The sequence below is a fragment of the uncultured Dysosmobacter sp. genome, assembly GCF_947631635.1.
Classification (GTDB): Bacteria; Bacillota; Clostridia; order Oscillospirales; family Oscillospiraceae; genus Oscillibacter.
Genome location: NZ_CANRMB010000005.1, coordinates 97,056 through 113,828, shown reverse-complemented (window position 1 = coordinate 113,828; position 16,773 = coordinate 97,056). Strand labels below are relative to the sequence as shown.

The window sequence follows — 16,773 nt, the reverse complement described above, 5'->3', positions numbered from 1 at the left end:
TTCATTTGGCTTTCTCAAATTCTGCTTGCGAACACCGCTCATCACGGCGTTTAGTTTATTATACGTAGAAAAGTCAAATTGTAAAGCAAATAACCATATAATCTGGATTTGTTTACGGATTGTTTATCATTTCGGCCTTATCTAAATGGACAGCGCAAAAACAGTACAGCTGTTAAGGAACGGAAGTCAGTTCTCCGTCCCTCAACGGCTGTGTTTTTAGATTAACTTAATGACATTGGTATCGAGCCTGGTAATTTTATAGGTCGATTCCATAATTTGATGTTGACGGTGTAGCTTTATTGTAGTATTATTGTAGCAAGAAGGTGGTGATTATTTGATTGAGTTTTCTGTGAGACAGATTGCCCAAGCATTATCAACAAGCGAAGAAACTGTTCGCCGATGGATTAGAGATGGTCAACTATTAGCTACTTCTAATTCGAAGAAGCAAGGCCATAAAGTTACCGCCGAGAATTTGTGTCACTTCTTAGATAGCAATCCCAAATACCGTACAGAAAATGTCCAAGTACTTTTGGATACAGGTCAGACTGATTCCGAAAGATTTTATTCTCAGGTCCCCGTTCTAAGAACCGACCATCAACCAATGTTCGGCAGGTCGTTTGCGAAGCTTTCGCCGGAATTTATGTCTCGCTATGACAGTCTTCACCCTAAGAATTCAGAAAATGCGGAATCGGAAATGCTTCAACTTCAAATAGCTGAACTTGAAGAAAAAATTGCTATTCACCAGAAGTACATTGAGATGTACAGTCAGCAACTCAAAATGCTTCGCCAAAAGAAAAAGTTTTAAAATAGTGGCATGAGGAGGTAGAAAATGTTTCCATTTCGTCGAAGAGATCCTTTACCCGGTGAGCCAGGTTTTAAGCGGGAGGCAGCGAAAGAGCTTATTCAAAGTGCAAAGACTTATGTAAGAGAAGGTAAAGAAATCTATAAAAACGCCCAAGACGAGGCTTATTCCGCAAGAAATGATGCTGATAGAGTATTAGGTTCCTATACCACTTTTTGTAGGGATACCCTTCAAAAGCTAGACAGCAAACTCCGGCCAGTAATTGCTGAATTCAAATCAATTGATGTTGATTCGAGGGTTACAGTATCTAATCCCGGATCTTCAATTGATTTTATTGATGGGTTTCTCTCTAGTGTCTCGGATGCATCTCTTCATGCCGTCAAGCTCCCAAACATCTCTGGTATCGTTGATTTTCCAAATCCGCTATCCGATTTTTTTGATAGCATTCTTGAGGAGTATCAATACGAAAAGGCGAAAGAGCAATGTGCGCGTGCCCGTGCTTATAGGGATGAAATGAGAATGGCTCGGCAGGAATTTCGTGCCTATCGAGATAAAATGCGACACCTATGTTCAGTTTTGGAGCAGGATAAAAAGCAAATCACGGAGCTGACAAGTAAAATTTCGTCAATTTCTGATCAACTGCAATCAGCAATGAAAAAGGATCACTATTCAAGGGACGAAGCTGAACACTTGAAGAGCATTTGCCAAATAGCCGATGGCATTTGTGTTCATCTGTCCAGTAACTTTTTGCAGAATGACGGCACCATATCGGCTAAGTTTGAAAAACAGTTTGCCGCACTAACTCAGTTAAACCAATCTATTCCCGCTGCTCCCAGAATTGACGACCAGACCTTTCTTAACATCCTGGTTGCCGCTGGAAAACTACCAATTGAAAAGTAGTAACGAGAGGAATTTTTATGGATTCTACGGAAGCGATGGTCACCAAGCTTATAGGCATTCAGTATAAGGTTCTATCAGATTTTGAGTCTTCGACCTCACTATCTCACGAGCGATCTGCTCAATTCGTACAGGCTGCTGAAGTACTCAAGGCACAGCGGGAACTGGCGGCAGAATACTTTACCCACAATCTGAATGCACAAAAGCAGTTATATCAATCAGCCAATCACATTCTTGATATTGCAATTGACAGGGGCGATTTGACCACTGCTCAAATCGCGCTAATAGTCATTCAAGAGGCAAAGGCAAAAGAAATAGTTTAGGAGGAATATCCATGAAAGATTACTTCACCTCTATCTCACTTCCTGACGCACCTGGTGCCGAACCCCTTCCATCCCCCGAACCGGCACCTCTGCCAGATGGAACCGGAAATTCTACAAATATTGCTGTTGGCGGTGTCGAGGTTGTTGCTGTAGAAAAAATTGCTGATTTGGTGCAGACGACCATGAAGTGTGCTACTGCGTACAAAATGTGTCAGCTTCAGGAAGAAACAAAGCGCAAAGTCATTTCTGCGGATTTGCAAAAAGCACTTGCCCAGATTCATGCGGCGAAGGAACTATATCATGATATGCTTGTCTCAAACTTCACGCTCTATGAAAACGGCCTCAACGAATTTACCGAGGTAGCCAAGAAGGCAGCCCAAGTTGGGGATCATGTTACGCTTCGTGAAACATACAACCTCATTCTTTCAATCTATGGGCAACTCCCTAATATGGATTCAGAAAAGCTCACGCTCCTCCGCCCAAACTAATTCCAGCATTTCACTGAAAAGATAAGCTATGGGGAACCTTTACCGACTCCCCATAGCTTATCTTTTTAGCTATCTTCCTCTTTTACGAGTAATTCCTTCTTGTACTTGTAATAAGTATTCCTGGCTATACCAACCAATTCGATCACCTCTGCATCGGTCAGATTTCCATCAAAATCGCGGGAGACCCTTTTAATAATCTCCTTTGCCTTGATACTCTTCTTTGTTACCACATGTGCATTCTGTTGGCGACCGATTTGTTTTCCGTTGAGTCTGGCAGTGGCAATGCCTTCTTTTGTCCGTTGGTGCAGATCAGATACCTCTTTTTCTGACTGCGCGAACGCAAGTCGGATCTGTTCCTTCGCCAGTTCCATCAGGTATCGGTTGACGCCCTCCAAAATCAAATCTACGCTGCTCCCGGTCAGCGCGATGTTGTTTTCAAGAGCCTTTTTGTAGGTGTCAGTATTGATGTGCGGCTCCTTCAGGAAAACGAGGTTGACGCCTTTATTATACAGGTCTTCGTAGGCAGCGAAGCCTTCCTCTGCATTGCCGCTCATTCTGGATACACTGTCGAAGATGATAGTATCTCCTTCCTTGATCTGGCGGACAAGCTTCATCCATTCTTTTCGATCCATACGCGTTCTTGTGAAGACTTCCTGGATGATGACCGCATCCGGATAGGCAGCTTTAATATTCCTGATCTGGCGTTCAATGCTCTGCTTTGGCCGGGAGATCCGGCAGTATCCATATCTCATAGTTGCTCCCTCTGTATGGGTATAGACCCTCGTTCAAAGTGATACTAAAATTATACCACTGATTCTACATTTATTCAACAGAAATTGGTACACCAGCGGAAAAGGTTTATATTGATACTCCGATCTCAAGCAGTATTGGGATCAATCATGAAAAAAAGGTATTTTTGAAAGGGGGTGCCACTTTCATATGGAAAAGAAAAGCCTTGACTCCTAAAGGAACCAAGGCTTTTCTTCATTTTCAGAACTCCAGACTTACAGACTCCACCCGTTCTATTTCTTTCATAGATTCCTTGTCCGCTACCACCAAGTCAAAATTGACGGTCTTCACTTCATCTATTGAGTCAATACTCAATGAAGAAAAGGAGAAGATAAACCCGTTACGGCCCGACTTTGCTGGTTGAATGTAAAGAGGGACACCACTGCCGACCAAAGGAACCATTTCATCATTAACGGATGCCTTATCGAGGTATACCCAAATCTCCTTGTCGGTCTTGTTCTCTACATTCACATCAATATAGAAAACGCCCTCCACTCCCATTGATGTGGCATCATACATCTTTTCAAATGTTGCGGTCACACAGTCATCATCTGCGAGGATAACCGCAGTCTCCTCTAGCTGCTCTGCCGGTGCATCTGTATTTTTTGAACCACTGACTTGTGAAGAACTGTCACCGCCGCAGCCACTCATGAGGGAAATCACAAGGGTCAAGACAAACAACAAAGCAAAAGACTTTTTCACGTTCTAAGCTCCTCTCCAATGAAAAACATAGCGTATTTTGTGGCTCCATCATTTTTTGATGGAGTGGCTCTTTCTTTTATTTCCGGTCAGCTCATAGCTGAGGTTAAGCAGATTTTTGATAGATTCATCCAAGTCTGGACGGTCCAGTAAGATACTGATCCAGGCATCCTTATTCATGTGATATGCCGAGAAGAATCCATCCTGCAGTCGCAGAGAGCCAATCATGATAGGGTCACACTTTACATTCAGGACATCAACGATGCCATCTTCATCCAGGCCAAGCTTTCTTCCATTGACCTCCAGCACAACTCCATACCACTTTTTGCTGTTCAGATGACGAAGAACGGCATTATTATCATTCCATGGATAATCCGGCTCTGTTCCATACTGCTGCCGGCACCAGCCGAATAGTTCTTGTCTGGTCATTTTATCTATCCAACTCTCCGGAATCGTCTTTCGGCACAGGGATGTACACCATTTTCAAGGGTATCATCTTCCGGTATTTTTCACTAAGCTGTTCATAATACTTCAAAATCAGATCCACCAGCTCGGTACCGTTAATGCCACGGATGATGGGGGTGCTCTCCAAATACTTCTGTGCATTTTTCGTATAGTTGGAGAGCGTGACAAAGAGGCCATAGTCCCCTTCCCGCATGGCACCCTTCAAGGACTGGATGGTAGACTCCTTAATATCTCCATCCTGGCTCTTAACCTGGACAAGGATTCTCGGCGGAAGTTCATCCTTGTAGGCAGTGATGTCGATACCGTTGTCCCCGCCGTGCTTGGATACCGTCGTGCGGTAGCCCATTGCACTTAAAAGGTCAGCTACAAACTCCTCCAAATCGTACCCCTTCAGATGCTTGCTCAGCTCCTTCAGGATAAAATCCTTTGTCGTCTCGATAATATCATCTGCGGTGGCCGCCACAGTCTCATCGTCTTCATCGGAAGCAATCGCTGTCTTCTGCTTGAAGTTCTTGTCCAGCGCAGCGATGTATTCGTCAGCATAGGTCTTAACGACAAAGAAAGACAGCGCAGAGCCCACCTCATACAGGGCACCCTGTGAGAAGAAGGTCCTGGGCAGATGCTTCAGCCATTTAACAGACCTCTGCTGCACATACTCCCCGCTGTCAGGCTGGTACATGTAGTCCCCTTCAATGATGCCGACATTGATTTCTCGGTTGCTCTTTGACGGAAATACGACATAGTCCCCTATCTGCACCTCATGGGCAAATCGAAACAGCATACCGGCGCTGGTTGCGATACTGCCTTTCTTAACATTTGGATATGTCTCTTCATAATGTTTCTTGAACGCCTCACGGGTCGGCTCGATCTGATTCAGGTCGCCGAATTCGCCCCATCCAATAGCAATTACATTACCGTCAAGAAACAGATGGTCATCCTGCGTGTGGATACCCCAAACAGTCGTAGACATTCCAGCACCTCACTTTCAATTTTCCGGTTCTTCAGAGTCATCCATGGAAAACTCATCAGGATTTGATACGCTTAGTCTTGCCCCTTCAGAAACAAGCTCGACGATGGACGTGAAGTCTGGCGCATTGAATTCAGAGACATCGGAAGTCCCATTTCGCCAAATACTGTACATCCAGCTTGTATAGGAATCACTGCCTATAGCCGGGTCGTACACAGAGCCGCCGTCAGAAACCTCGATTACATCAGTTTCAAAGTGGAATGACACATAATGTATATACGACTCCGTTCGCAGGCAGAAATCAAAATCATACCCGCAGGATATCTCTTCTCCCCTGGAAAACCGGTCAAGCTCCTGCTCAACGACACGGAAGAACTTGTTTGCATTCTCATTTTGATTCTCCTGCCGGTAGGTCTCAAATGTCCTCAGGAGTGCATTCTGGAAGGAAATGAATGTTGGATTTTCAGATGGAGACCCACTATCTTCCTCATCATCATCGAATTCGTCGAAGTCTTCTGGGTCTTCGTCATTTTCAAGCTGATCGTCAATCTCCTTTAAACGGCTAAGCCAACGGACGATGCTCCCGTCCCTTGCAAAGGACGATAACAGGCCCTCATGTACCCGCTCCAACTGAATTGCAAAAACGAGCAATGCAAAAATGCATTCCGCATCCACAGTAGTAACATCCGCACTGCAAAACCCCTTTTGCGACCACTCGATTTGATTATCTTCGAGAATAGTTCTCCCATTATCGAGAAAGTATTCTTCATCAAACGAAGCAACATCCGTGATGAACTGGAGGAAGAAATCCTTATACCGAAAATACGGCATAAAAATCGGATGTTCCTTTGAGCCGTCGTTTTCTTTATCGAATATCCACTCACCGATGTCCTCTTCTTCAGAAAACAACGGGATGTATCTGGTTATCAAATCAAACGAGCGAGCCATTATTATGCTCCTTTCACCTTGACCTGACCGTTCATCAGCATGGGGAGAAGGAAATCACGAAGACCAACAAGGTCTGCGTTCTCCCGAATAACTTCATTTTTTCTCGCCTCGGACGAATGACTTATGTTCGCAAATTTAGACATAATCTCTTTCGGTGGAATGGGCATCTTATAATTGAGAACCCCATTAAAATCCAAACCAAGGATGTTTGTTCCAGAAGCAAAGCCGGCGACGTATTTATGGAACCATGTTGTTTTACTCTCGGCATGCAGATAATACTTGAATGCATCATCAGCAACATGAATGGTAGTAACATGGTGTGACGACACAATATCCCCATCAAATATATCCGGGACCAACAAAGCTTTGCCTATAATGTCTTTTGCCGGGTCAATCGCTGTCTGTTGGGTATTGCACATAACCAAGTCGTAAGGACGCAGTACCTGATCTTCCCCATAAGCACCGCTGTATGTTTTCAGCCCAGATGCTTTGTAAGTAGAATCCACATTGAAGGACGCAAGGTTAATCATGGGAACTCCGTTTCCCTCCAATGTTGTTGAGTTGTATGAAATACCTCTGTTGGCAGTGATGTAATCTCCTAAACGGATAACCTCCCACCCCTCAGGAATCTCCCGCTTCAGTTTCTCATTCCAGACCATCTTGCCGCCGCTGCTCTTGTAGGGTTTCCCGTTCTCGTCCGGGAAGTCGAACTGGACGAACCAGTAATCATAGAGCAGCTTTGCCATGCCTTCAAGGTCAACGCAGATGGCGTTGTTGTTCTCAATTTTTTTGTCAATAGTTGAAAACAAGTTCCCAATTTTTCTCTGCTCTTCTATTGTCGGCAAAGGAACAGGGAAACCCGCAATAATCTCGTTTGTCAAAGTATATCTCTGTCCGCTTCCGCTGGCGTTGGCTTCGAAGTATCTTTTTGCGTATTCTGTGTGGAGAACCACATTTAGATACTTTCCTTCGAGTATCGTTTCGTCAGGTTTGATGAGGGCACAATGGTATCCCAGAACTACATCAGTAAAATCATCTGCAATATATGTAGGGATTCCAATATCGTTCCTTGTTTCGCTATCCTTGGTTATAGCAATCATACCCTTTTTTACAGAGAACCGAACAACCTGATTCTCATTGGCTGTTGCTACCATAAATCCTTGGGAAATGTTATCTGTAATCGCCCAGTTATGGTAGACATCAACGAAGTTACACAGGCGAACTTCTGCCTCTCCAACTTTGCTCTTTTTGTCAACATTACTGATATCTATGGTGGCAATTTGACCGAGTTTTACAACATTAGCTGTCATATCTCAGCCCCCCAATATCATTCATAATTCTTTCTTCCAAAGAGCGCCCCTTTACAAACCGCTCACTCAGCCGAGCTTTGTAGTCGCCCATCTTGGACTGGAACTCCTCGGCGGTGATGTCGATATGCTCGATTTTTACCTCGAAATACTGTCCGGCGGAGAAGGAGTATCCCTTATTCTTGATGTCCTCGGTGGACACAGAAACGCTAAAGTCATCCTCTATCTGATGTCCGACGAAGGTATTGATGATGCGAGCAACCTCATCATCGCTCAGAACAGTCTTCTGGTTCTTGCCGTCCTTGACTTTGGTCCCCAGCTTGGAAGCATCCAACAGCAGCACCGTGCCGTCGGTATTGGCCTTGTCCAAAAACAGGATAGAGACATTGGTGCCCGTATTGGCGAAGATGTTGCTGGGCATGGAGATAACGCCCTTGAGCATCCCCTCATCCACCATCTTCTGCCGTATGGCATACTCAATCTTACTCTTTGCAGTCAGGAAGCCCGTAGGAACGACGATAGCCGCCTTGCCGTTATCTTTCATGCAGTACATGATGTGCTGGATAAACAGCAGGTAAACCGCCATGGATTCCTTCTTATTAGCGGGGATCTTCGGCACCCCCGCAAAGAAGCGGTCAGTCTCAGACCACTTCTGTTCGATGGCATCACGGGTGGAGGAAAAGTCCAGCTTGAAGGCGGATTTGCGGTCTGATAGGCATACTTCTTGAGTCCGGAAGTCGGCTCATGCTCCACCTCAAAATGGGCGGGATTCAGCAGTGTATCACCCTGGATGATATGCCCCAAGGACTCCGTCATCCCGTTGAGCATCATGTTCAGACGCAGGAAGCGGGTCGATTTCGAGGAGATGTCCTGCGTATAGACGATGGCACGATTCATGCCATTCTCCTGACCCAATTCATGGGCCAGATGCAGAATTAGGGAGCCAGAGCCGGCGGCGGGGTCAGAAATCTCGGACGCTTCGATTTTGTCGCTCATTCCGACCAGGCATTTTGCAATAATAGAGCTTACCGCCTGAGGTGTAAAGTATTCTGCATACACACCACTCGCAACGTTATAATCCTTGATAAGGTACTCAAAAATCGTAGAATAGAAGTCAAATGAGCCAGCGAATGTGTCGGAGAAGTCAAACTTATCCTGAGCGATGATGCCAAAGATGTTCTTAGCGAAGTTGTTCCGATTAGACGGCTCTACGGGAGTAGAGATAGGCTCGAACAGGGGTCTGTGGCTACCCTCTGCTGTTTCCACGGCAAACGCTTCGTTACGAGTGTTCTGAGCGATGCGGACCAGAGCCTCATCGAACTGCTGGTAGAAGTTCGCCTGCTCTACATGGTTGATGAGGTACTGGATGGTGTCTTCATAGCCAAACGCAACATCGCCGGATGTGGTGTCATAGAAAGCATCCAGTTCGTCATTCTCATTCTTGAGGATCTCGTCGATGCTCTCGCCAATCTCCTCCCCGAATTTCGACAGGCTATACATGAACTTGTCGTTGAGGAACTTATAGAGGAAAACAGAGGTAATGATACGTTCCTCTTCTCCCTGGTTGGCAAGACCAGCCTGTGCGCTAAGCGCCTTCAGCTCATCAATGATCTGTTTGATTTTGGATTCTGTGCTTAAAATGTTATACATGGTCAATCTCCCCAGTTAGAAAATCCTCATGTTGGAGTAGGTCTCGCCGAGGAAATCAGCGTACCAATCCTTAAGGTTGAGTTTTTTGTATAGTCCGGATTTTAAAAGCTGAGTTGTCGTATTTTTCTTAACGGTATTCACAAAGGATTCCCGCCCGTGCAAGATGAGAATATTGGAGCCCTCAATGTCCTTTACGGCAGCATAGGCCACATCCGTCAATTTGGCGAGATCTTCTTTGTCATATTCCGGGTGCATCTCCACCATATCGGAATATGTTTTGACAAAGGCGTAGTTACCGCCATAGCGGGCTGCCAAACGCTCGTTCTCCTCATTGATACGGCGCAGGTCCTCTAGGATCTTCAGCAGCTTCCCATTGACCTCAGAAAGGTTATTGAGGTCGATGTACTCCAGCTCGACGAAGATTTTTTTGAGCAAGTCCTCCAGACTGACGATTTTTTCAGCGCCAGTGTTCTTGTTGCGGCGGATTTCCTTTTGGATATCCGAAACCGTATCCGTAAATTGATTGTAGCCGTTGATATCTGTGACGTCCTTAAAGGCTCGGGTCAGCTTACTCATATCCATGATGCTGATTCTGACCTTAAAGAACTCGTATACGATTTTGACGACTTCCTCGTTGGAGACGACCGTCATCAGGTCGATAGGCTTTGTGGTGAGGTTCAGGAAGTCGATACGGTTCTGCACTTCCCGCAACAGCTTCTTGATGCGGTCTTCATCGATCTGTTTTGCCAGCGTCATAGCTCTGGAAAGCAGGAATTCCGTGCGGCAGTCCTTGATGCCATTCAAGTCACGGCGGATGGCCAGCAGCGTATCCCTATCCATCTTAACGAGTTGCTGGGAGAACAATTCCAGATTCACAGAGGTATCGACCAGAGTATCCATGTGCGCCTGATAGGCGTGATACTTCTTATCGATATCCTCGGGGCCGATGACCAGCCCAGTCAGAGAGAAATGCTCATCAGAGTCATCGTTGAAATCGTCCTCCATCTCCTTGAGGTACATTTCGATGGTCCGGTCATATTCCTCTTCAATATCGACAAAGTCCACGATGTAGCCGTACTGATATACCTTGCCTGTCTTTGGGTTCTTGTAAGGACGGTTCACTCGGCTGATGGTCTGGAGCAAAGTGTGTTCCTTGGCATTCCGGAGCAGATACATCTTTTTGAGCCGAGGCACATCGTAGCCAGTGGTAAGCATCTGGTGAACAATCAGGATGTCCGGCTTGAGCGTCTTGCGGAAAGCCTTCTGGGTCTCCTTATTGATGTCGCTGCGGGGAGCGTCTTCGTCAGAGATGACCAAGCCTGTTTCGAGCGTGGTAACATTATTATCGAACCACTCCTTGACCTTGCGAGCCTGCGGGTTGGAGGAGCATACGATCATTCCGCCAATGGTAGAATCGGCATTCACAAGGCGGAAGTTCAGGAAGTCAGTCTCAATGAATTTACCGAGGCAACTGATATAGGCCTCGTCCGTCCGCATGGTGTCCTTCTTGGCGTTGATCTGGGATTTTTCAAACTGAAGATTCCTATGGATGTCCGCTCGAACGGTGGTATCAATATCCTCCTTCTTGATGCGGAGAGTGTACCCGTCAGAGATGGATTTGTCGTAGAAATACTTGTGGATGTAGTCTCCAAACTTCAGATTAGAGCGTTCCTTTTTGGAAAGGAGCGGCGTTCCGGTCATAGCGATGTAGATGGCGTTGTCATCCACCAGCATCAGGTTCTTGAAGAACTGGCCCGTCTGCCTATAGGAGCGATGCGCTTCATCCACAAAGAAGATCCGCTGGATTTTAGCATCGTACACATTGCTCACCTGGGGGAGCGCATCGTTGAATTTCTGGATATTCACCACAACGATCTCGCCGTTCGAACGAAGGTCTCCACGCTTGGGAAGCGGACGCTTGAGTTCCTTTTCAAAGTCAGAGCGGCTGTTGACCTCAATCGCATTCAGTCCACGGTTCCGCATTTCATCACGGACCTGAATGAGCAGGTCCAGACGGTCCACCACATAATAGAACTTAGCGGTGATACCCCGCTCGGAGAAGTAGTCTCTGATAATTCTGGCAGAGAAAGCAGACAATTCTGTCTTGCCGCTGCCCTGCGTATGGAAGATGATGCCGGATTTCCCGCCGCCGTCAATGCGCTTCAGAATGGCCTGGCTGGCAAAGAACTGCGGGTAGCGCATGATATGCTTCTGTGTAACAGGCTGCCCCGTCTTTTCATCAATCGTGTCGACATAGAAGAAACCGTATTGCAGTAGGTACATCATACGAGGAATATCGAAGAAGGAGGTCACGAACCGATTGCACGGCGTTGTGGGCTGCAAGTTGGTCTGGAACTCCTCCGTATCCGCATAGCTGGGACTGTACCCATTATCTTTGAGGATATGCCGCACCTCATCCATGGAAACATCCTTGAAGCCAGATGTTTTTGGATTCTCCTCCCGGAAGAAGGAGAAGAAGGTCCTGTTCCCATTCGGCGTAGAGTAGAAGGACCCAGCCCGCACCTCTTCAGCCGGGGCGGCATCGTTATCGGTCTCATACTCCATGTTGTTGCTAAAGGTAACAAACTGGAGCATGTTGAAGTATTTCTTGAATTCCGGTACCTGAAGCCGCTCGTCCAGCATCCGGTGGAACTCCTTCTGGATACCGCCCTCGTTATTGGGTTTCTTCACTTCAAGGAATCCGAGAGGGATGCCGTTGACAAGAACAGTGACATCCGGGCGGAAAGAACCCTTCGCTTCCGGGCCGAAGGTCAGCTCGTCAACGATGGCGAAATCATTGGATTCAGGATAGGCAAAATCAATGAGCTTGATGTCTGCGGTCTGGTCCAGCAAACGAGCCAGGAACTCTTTGCCCATATCATTGTTCTTGATGATGTTATGGATTTCTTCGACCTCTGCCAAAATCTGTTCCTCAGTCAGGCCCTTCCCGCTGTTGATACGCTGAATAGAGGGAACAAAGCGATTCAGAAAAATTCTGGTTTCCGTATGTATCTCAGCATCTTTTAGCGACTGATACTCATATCCAAGCCGCATGAACTGGATCGTGGCAGGGAATTTCACCCGCATATCTTCATTCCAGGGGACTCTCATGTGTCGCCAACGCTCCCTTCATTTTCTGATTTCTTCTCTGCTGGCTCAGGGACCACTTCCATGATGTCATCAAAGGAGCAGTCCAGAGCCCGGCATATCTTCACAAGGGTCTCTGTGGTCACATTGTCCCCACGATTCAGTTTATTGAGCGTGTATGAACTGATGTGAGCCTTCTCAACCAGGTCCTTCTTCTTCATATCCTTATCGATCAAGAGCTTCCAAAGCCTCTTATAAGAGACAACCATAATCTTCACCGCTCCTTTTCCCCGGAAATTCATCTTATTTTAATCCTATTTTACAGTATATCACCAGTATATCACATGCAGGTCTATTTTCAACGAAATCTATTGCGATAACACCATTTTCACATGGGAAACAAACGAATTACTAAGTGACCTGCCTCCGCCGCCACAAAGATGGCTATGCCTCCATCCTCCAACCATTCCCTCACTCCCGGTCGAACAAACTTAGAAATGTATTCCACGAAATCACCCCATAAATACGCAAAAAGGATCTGCTGTTTGGCAGACCCTCTTCCCATGGCTGCCACCATGGTGCAGCTAACACTATTCCATTATGGGGGACGTTTTACATCAGAATTGGAACAATATCAACACCCACCCAATTTGGTGCTTTTCATCCCGTGATTTTACTTCGTGATTCTATTTATGGATGACAATTACCGCACGGGTCAAAACCGGCATCGACAGCTTCCTGCCTGGAGTCGAAGAAAACTCTGTTCTTTTCTGCCGGCAGATTCTTGCAGGTGGGCAGGTGGAACTTCTTTGAGTTCTTGTTGCCAATATACTCTCCCACATTATTCGGCTCTGGCGTCGCTGTCACAGTGGGATTGGTCTGAACGCTCTCATTTTTCTCCGTGCTGAAGGAAACCGTTTCACCGTCGCTGGTGCAGATGATTGTCCCTTGCAGATCGTTCCGGTAGACTTTCACATCAGCATCACGAAGTTTGCTGAGCGTATCTTCAGTCGGATGGCCATAGGAGTTTCCCTTGCCAACCTGGATCACAGCATATTCAGGCATGATCTCACGAAGGAAGGCATAGCTGGTGCTGGTATCGCTGCCATGGTGCCCGACCTTCAGGACCGTTGCGGAAAGATCGTATCCGGCGTCCAGGATATCCGCTTCGGCGGTTCTCTCAGCATCGCCGGTAAAGAGGAAGGAGGTTTTCCCATATACCACCTTCATCACGATGGAGGTGTCATTGGTGTCCTCATAGCTCTTCTGAGGCCCCAGGATGGTCACAGAGGCGCTGCCCAAGGAGAATGCATCCCCCGGCTCAGGAACCGTAATAGAGACTTCCTGCTGGCTAAGATACTTCGTGAAGCTGTTAAAGGTCTTAGAATCGTAGGAAGTCACAGGGCACAACGCAGTGTCTACCGACGCATAATTCAGGGCACCGGAAAGGCCGCCAATGTGATCCGAGTGGGCATGAGTGGCCACGATGTAGTCAAGATGATTTACCCCCAGCTTCTTCAGGTAGGCATAGACCTTACTGGACTCAGATGCCTCGCCGCCGTCGATAAGCATTGCTTTTCCATCGCATAGGACGAGAGAACAGTCTCCCTGACCGACATCAATGTAGTGAACTTCAAAAGTTGAGTTTTCGGGTGGAGTCATTGCCTCTGGTGCAGGAGTCTGCTCTGACAGCGAGTTGGATGGTTCAGGAGAACTCTGCTCCGTTTCCTCGTCCACATCCTGCCCGTTTTCTTCACTATCCGTTATGTCCGTTTGCGGCTGCTGCACTACCTCTTCAGAAACGATTCCATCTGGGCTATCCGGCAGTGCAGGTTCCGTGCCCTCAGCTGCTCCGCATCCTGACAGAAGGAGCAGGAGGGCTAACAACCAAATTGTCATTTTCTTTTTCATAGGCACATTCCCTCACTTTCTGTGTCTATTGTAAATAAGGTGCCGTCCAATAATCAGGACAGCACCTTGTCTTCATATTCATCCTGGAGGCGTAGAGCCACCATTCCGTGCCTGGTAATCTTCTTGCTGAGCTTTATCAGCTCTGGAGAATTCAATGCAGCGCCGCTCTCAATCATCCCAATGCCACGCTTTCTGTACCGCAGTATGTACCACCAATGATATTCAATGCGGAAAGCAAGCCAGAAACCATACAGCCGCTTCATAGGCCATCCTCCTGTAATACTATCATTTTCAAAGTATTTCTACAAGAAATACTTTAGCACAAGAGTTTTGTCAAACCGTGTCGAACGCAGTCGAGGAACAGCAAAAAAACTCCACGCACAACGGCGTGGAGCACCTGACAAAATAGAGTTATGACTGCTTTGCATTTTCCTCGTTGATTATCACATCGAGAATGCGCATGATCTTCCTTTGTTCTTCCGTAGGTAATGCCGCCAGTTTCTCCGATATTTCAGAGCTGGCTGTTGAGGTGGATACATCCAGGACATCACGCAGCAGCGTATTTGCATCTACCTTCAAGGCGTTTGCGATGGAAATGAATGTTTCAAACTTCGGCAATTTGAAGCCACACTCCAGATTGCTCAAGTACTTCGGCGTCAAATCAACCATTTGTGCCAGATCGGCTTGTGTCAGCCCTCTGGCTTTCCTGATCAGCTTGATTCGGTTCCCAATCTTCTTTGCGTCCAAGCACACACCTCCTAATAGATAGATTTCTACCTATTGGTAGTATATACAACAGCACTTTTCCTATAAATCCACTAGTCAAAAGACATCCATCAAATAGAAAGACTTGCAAACAAAAAAACAGCCCACCGACATCCCATAAAGGGGCCGGTGGGCTGCTTGGTCAGATGAGACCAGCTCTTTTGAGTTTTTTCTTGATGCGTTTGAACCTACAGTGAATGGCATTGTGGGAACATTGCTGCATACGGGCTATTTCCCGGGGCGTGAACCCCATTGCCCGGAGCCGGAGCAGTTCAATCTGCTGTTGCGTGATCTGCTGTTCAATATCGCTCCAGAGGATAGAGGTGCCAGAATCGTCAGGCTCTCCGACAACTTCCAGGAAGTCATCAAGTGAGCTGTGCGCTTCTTCCTTCCAAGCGCGTCTGCGCTGCTTATGGAGATCCGCACGCAGACGATACCACAGGATCGTTGAGAAGCGGTACTGATGCAGTGCCTCTGTTTCAAGGTATTTTTTTACCGTCTTCACATACCGTTCAGCCAGAATGCCATAATCGTCATCTGTAAGACCGTAAGTACCCATGAATTTCAGGAGCAGGCCGTGATGCTGTTCAGCGAATTCCTGTTGCTCAGGAGTGAGAACGCGGTCATCCACCAGGGTCACCCCGCATTCCTCACTGGGGCGTTTGCGTGCATGATAGTCTCGAACTTGCCCTTGTCAATCGCATGGAAGGAACCTTCCCGGATCTGGAGGTAAAGTCGAATCGCCCGCACCACATACTCGCACAGATCCACATAGAAAAGCGGCAGATTTGATAAATCATAATCTGTGGGGAAGTTGTCCACCGCCTCCTGAAAGTCCAGCCAATACGGGTTCCCATCATTGAAATAGGGGTGGACATCATCCTGCCCTCTATCCACTGAACTTGCCCCATCCGGAGCAAACAGAGCGCTGGTATAGCTCACCACATACTGCATGGACTTACTGTTATCCTCACACTCCATAAACTTGGGGAGGGAGTCCAGGAACAGAAGCGCCTGCTGAATGGTCGAAACACGAAGGCGCAGCTCATCATAGAGCCAAGCATACTTACTGCCCTGAACGGCAAAGCCACGCTCCTCAGCAAGCCGATAACGCGGAAGATAGTAGTCCAGGAGTTCCTTCAGCAGCTCGGTCGAAAAATACGCCAGCATCATGACGCCTCCCCCAAGTGGATACGCCGGAGCTCTTCATCTGTGCAGGTATTCGGGTCAACACCAAAGACCTGTTTGAACAAGTCCATGTACCGCTTTAGCCCTTGGGGGATCAAAGGCCCCTTGAGCGATGTCAGCGACCACAGGATCATCTCTTCTTCCGGAATGTGGTATGGCCCGGTCATGAAGCTATTGCCATTGAAATGGGGAAGGGAGCCTTTTTCAATCTCTTTCAGATCCTTGACCGTGTTCGCGTTCTTGATCATGTCCATCTTCTTGCTGAAGATGGTGTGGACCAAATTGCTCATGAAGCCATGCTCCCGGTAGTACTGCATCGTCTTCAGCGTCTTCTGGATTGCCTCATACTTGGCTTCTTCCACCGCTTTGTTGTACTTGCCAGCTTCAGGGCAGGCGAAGACAGCCTCAGCAATTTCCATGATGTTATCCAGTTCCTTATTGCCAGTGATCATCATTCATACCTCCAAAAAGAGAGGGAGCGATGCCG

20 protein-coding genes are annotated in these 16,773 nt (G+C 47.1%); 4 read left to right on the top strand and 16 right to left on the bottom strand.

The window, feature by feature from the left end; genetic code table 11:
- Window positions 1-334: 334 nt before the first annotated feature.
- From Q0Z71_RS04485 to Q0Z71_RS04470, 4 genes are read left to right on the top strand one after another with little or no spacing between them, the layout of a single operon-like run.
- The gene (locus Q0Z71_RS04485) at window positions 335-805 is read left to right on the top strand and encodes a hypothetical protein (protein WP_298018845.1); all 471 of its coding nucleotides are present in this window, start codon (window positions 335-337) and stop codon (window positions 803-805) included.
- Window positions 806-829: 24 nt separating this feature from the next.
- Window positions 830-1,702: a hypothetical protein gene (locus tag Q0Z71_RS04480; protein WP_298018842.1), complete on the top strand. Its 873-nt coding sequence runs from the start codon at window positions 830-832 to the stop codon at window positions 1,700-1,702.
- Between the two features lie 17 nt (window positions 1,703-1,719).
- Window positions 1,720-2,022, top strand: a complete 303-nt coding sequence (locus tag Q0Z71_RS04475) for a hypothetical protein (RefSeq protein ID WP_298018839.1) — start codon at window positions 1,720-1,722, stop codon at window positions 2,020-2,022.
- An 11-nt stretch (window positions 2,023-2,033) separates the two neighbouring features.
- A complete protein-coding gene (locus Q0Z71_RS04470; protein ID WP_298018835.1) occupies window positions 2,034-2,510 on the top strand; it encodes a hypothetical protein in 477 nt (158 codons plus the stop codon).
- 65 nt (window positions 2,511-2,575) lie between these two features.
- Here Q0Z71_RS04470 and Q0Z71_RS04465 read toward each other — a convergent pair whose 3' ends face one another.
- The 16 genes from Q0Z71_RS04465 to Q0Z71_RS04390 all read right to left on the bottom strand — a co-directional run bounded on the left by Q0Z71_RS04465 (window position 2,576) and on the right by Q0Z71_RS04390 (window position 16,741).
- A complete protein-coding gene (locus tag Q0Z71_RS04465; protein ID WP_298018832.1) occupies window positions 2,576-3,262 on the bottom strand; it encodes a recombinase family protein in 687 nt (228 codons plus the stop codon).
- Window positions 3,263-3,500: 238 nt separating this feature from the next.
- Window positions 3,501-4,001, bottom strand: coding sequence for a hypothetical protein (locus tag Q0Z71_RS04460; RefSeq protein WP_298018830.1), 501 nt, complete (start codon window positions 3,999-4,001; stop codon window positions 3,501-3,503).
- Between the two features lie 48 nt (window positions 4,002-4,049).
- Window positions 4,050-4,427, bottom strand: coding sequence for an MmcQ/YjbR family DNA-binding protein (locus Q0Z71_RS04455; RefSeq protein WP_298018828.1), 378 nt, complete (start codon window positions 4,425-4,427; stop codon window positions 4,050-4,052).
- 1 nt (window position 4,428) lies between these two features.
- On the bottom strand, window positions 4,429-5,433 hold the full coding sequence (locus Q0Z71_RS04450; protein WP_298018826.1) for a restriction endonuclease: 1,005 nt from the start codon (window positions 5,431-5,433) through the stop codon (window positions 4,429-4,431).
- A 15-nt stretch (window positions 5,434-5,448) separates the two neighbouring features.
- The gene (locus Q0Z71_RS04445; RefSeq protein WP_298018823.1) at window positions 5,449-6,378 is read right to left on the bottom strand and encodes a DUF6508 domain-containing protein; all 930 of its coding nucleotides are present in this window, start codon (window positions 6,376-6,378) and stop codon (window positions 5,449-5,451) included.
- A 2-nt stretch (window positions 6,379-6,380) separates the two neighbouring features.
- Entirely contained in the window at window positions 6,381-7,688 is a 1,308-nt protein-coding gene (locus Q0Z71_RS04440; protein WP_298018820.1) for a restriction endonuclease subunit S, read from the bottom strand.
- Window positions 7,678-8,304: an N-6 DNA methylase gene (locus Q0Z71_RS04435; protein ID WP_298018817.1), complete on the bottom strand. Its 627-nt coding sequence runs from the start codon at window positions 8,302-8,304 to the stop codon at window positions 7,678-7,680. Before Q0Z71_RS04435 ends, Q0Z71_RS04440 begins: the two co-directional genes overlap by 11 nt.
- On the bottom strand, window positions 8,226-9,335 hold the full coding sequence (locus Q0Z71_RS04430; protein WP_298018815.1) for an N-6 DNA methylase: 1,110 nt from the start codon (window positions 9,333-9,335) through the stop codon (window positions 8,226-8,228). Before Q0Z71_RS04430 ends, Q0Z71_RS04435 begins: the two co-directional genes overlap by 79 nt.
- A 15-nt stretch (window positions 9,336-9,350) precedes the next feature.
- On the bottom strand, window positions 9,351-12,446 hold the full coding sequence (locus tag Q0Z71_RS04425; protein WP_298018812.1) for a type I restriction endonuclease: 3,096 nt from the start codon (window positions 12,444-12,446) through the stop codon (window positions 9,351-9,353).
- Window positions 12,443-12,691: a helix-turn-helix transcriptional regulator gene (locus Q0Z71_RS04420; protein WP_298018809.1), complete on the bottom strand. Its 249-nt coding sequence runs from the start codon at window positions 12,689-12,691 to the stop codon at window positions 12,443-12,445. Before Q0Z71_RS04420 ends, Q0Z71_RS04425 begins: the two co-directional genes overlap by 4 nt.
- 421 nt (window positions 12,692-13,112) lie before the next feature.
- Entirely contained in the window at window positions 13,113-14,333 is a 1,221-nt protein-coding gene (locus Q0Z71_RS04415) for an MBL fold metallo-hydrolase (RefSeq protein ID WP_298018806.1), read from the bottom strand.
- Window positions 14,334-14,386: 53 nt separating this feature from the next.
- Complete coding sequence (locus Q0Z71_RS04410) at window positions 14,387-14,596, bottom strand: hypothetical protein (RefSeq protein WP_298018803.1); 210 nt, start codon at window positions 14,594-14,596, stop codon at window positions 14,387-14,389.
- Between the two features lie 148 nt (window positions 14,597-14,744).
- Complete coding sequence (locus Q0Z71_RS04405; RefSeq protein ID WP_298018801.1) at window positions 14,745-15,080, bottom strand: helix-turn-helix domain-containing protein; 336 nt, start codon at window positions 15,078-15,080, stop codon at window positions 14,745-14,747.
- 160 nt (window positions 15,081-15,240) lie between these two features.
- Window positions 15,241-15,738, bottom strand: coding sequence for a hypothetical protein (locus tag Q0Z71_RS04400; protein ID WP_298018798.1), 498 nt, complete (start codon window positions 15,736-15,738; stop codon window positions 15,241-15,243).
- A complete protein-coding gene (locus Q0Z71_RS04395) occupies window positions 15,735-16,271 on the bottom strand; it encodes a hypothetical protein (protein ID WP_298018795.1) in 537 nt (178 codons plus the stop codon). Before Q0Z71_RS04395 ends, Q0Z71_RS04400 begins: the two co-directional genes overlap by 4 nt.
- On the bottom strand, window positions 16,268-16,741 hold the full coding sequence (locus Q0Z71_RS04390) for a hypothetical protein (RefSeq protein WP_298018793.1): 474 nt from the start codon (window positions 16,739-16,741) through the stop codon (window positions 16,268-16,270). The genes Q0Z71_RS04395 and Q0Z71_RS04390 overlap by 4 nt, the downstream gene beginning before the upstream one ends.
- Window positions 16,742-16,773: the final 32 nt, after the last annotated feature.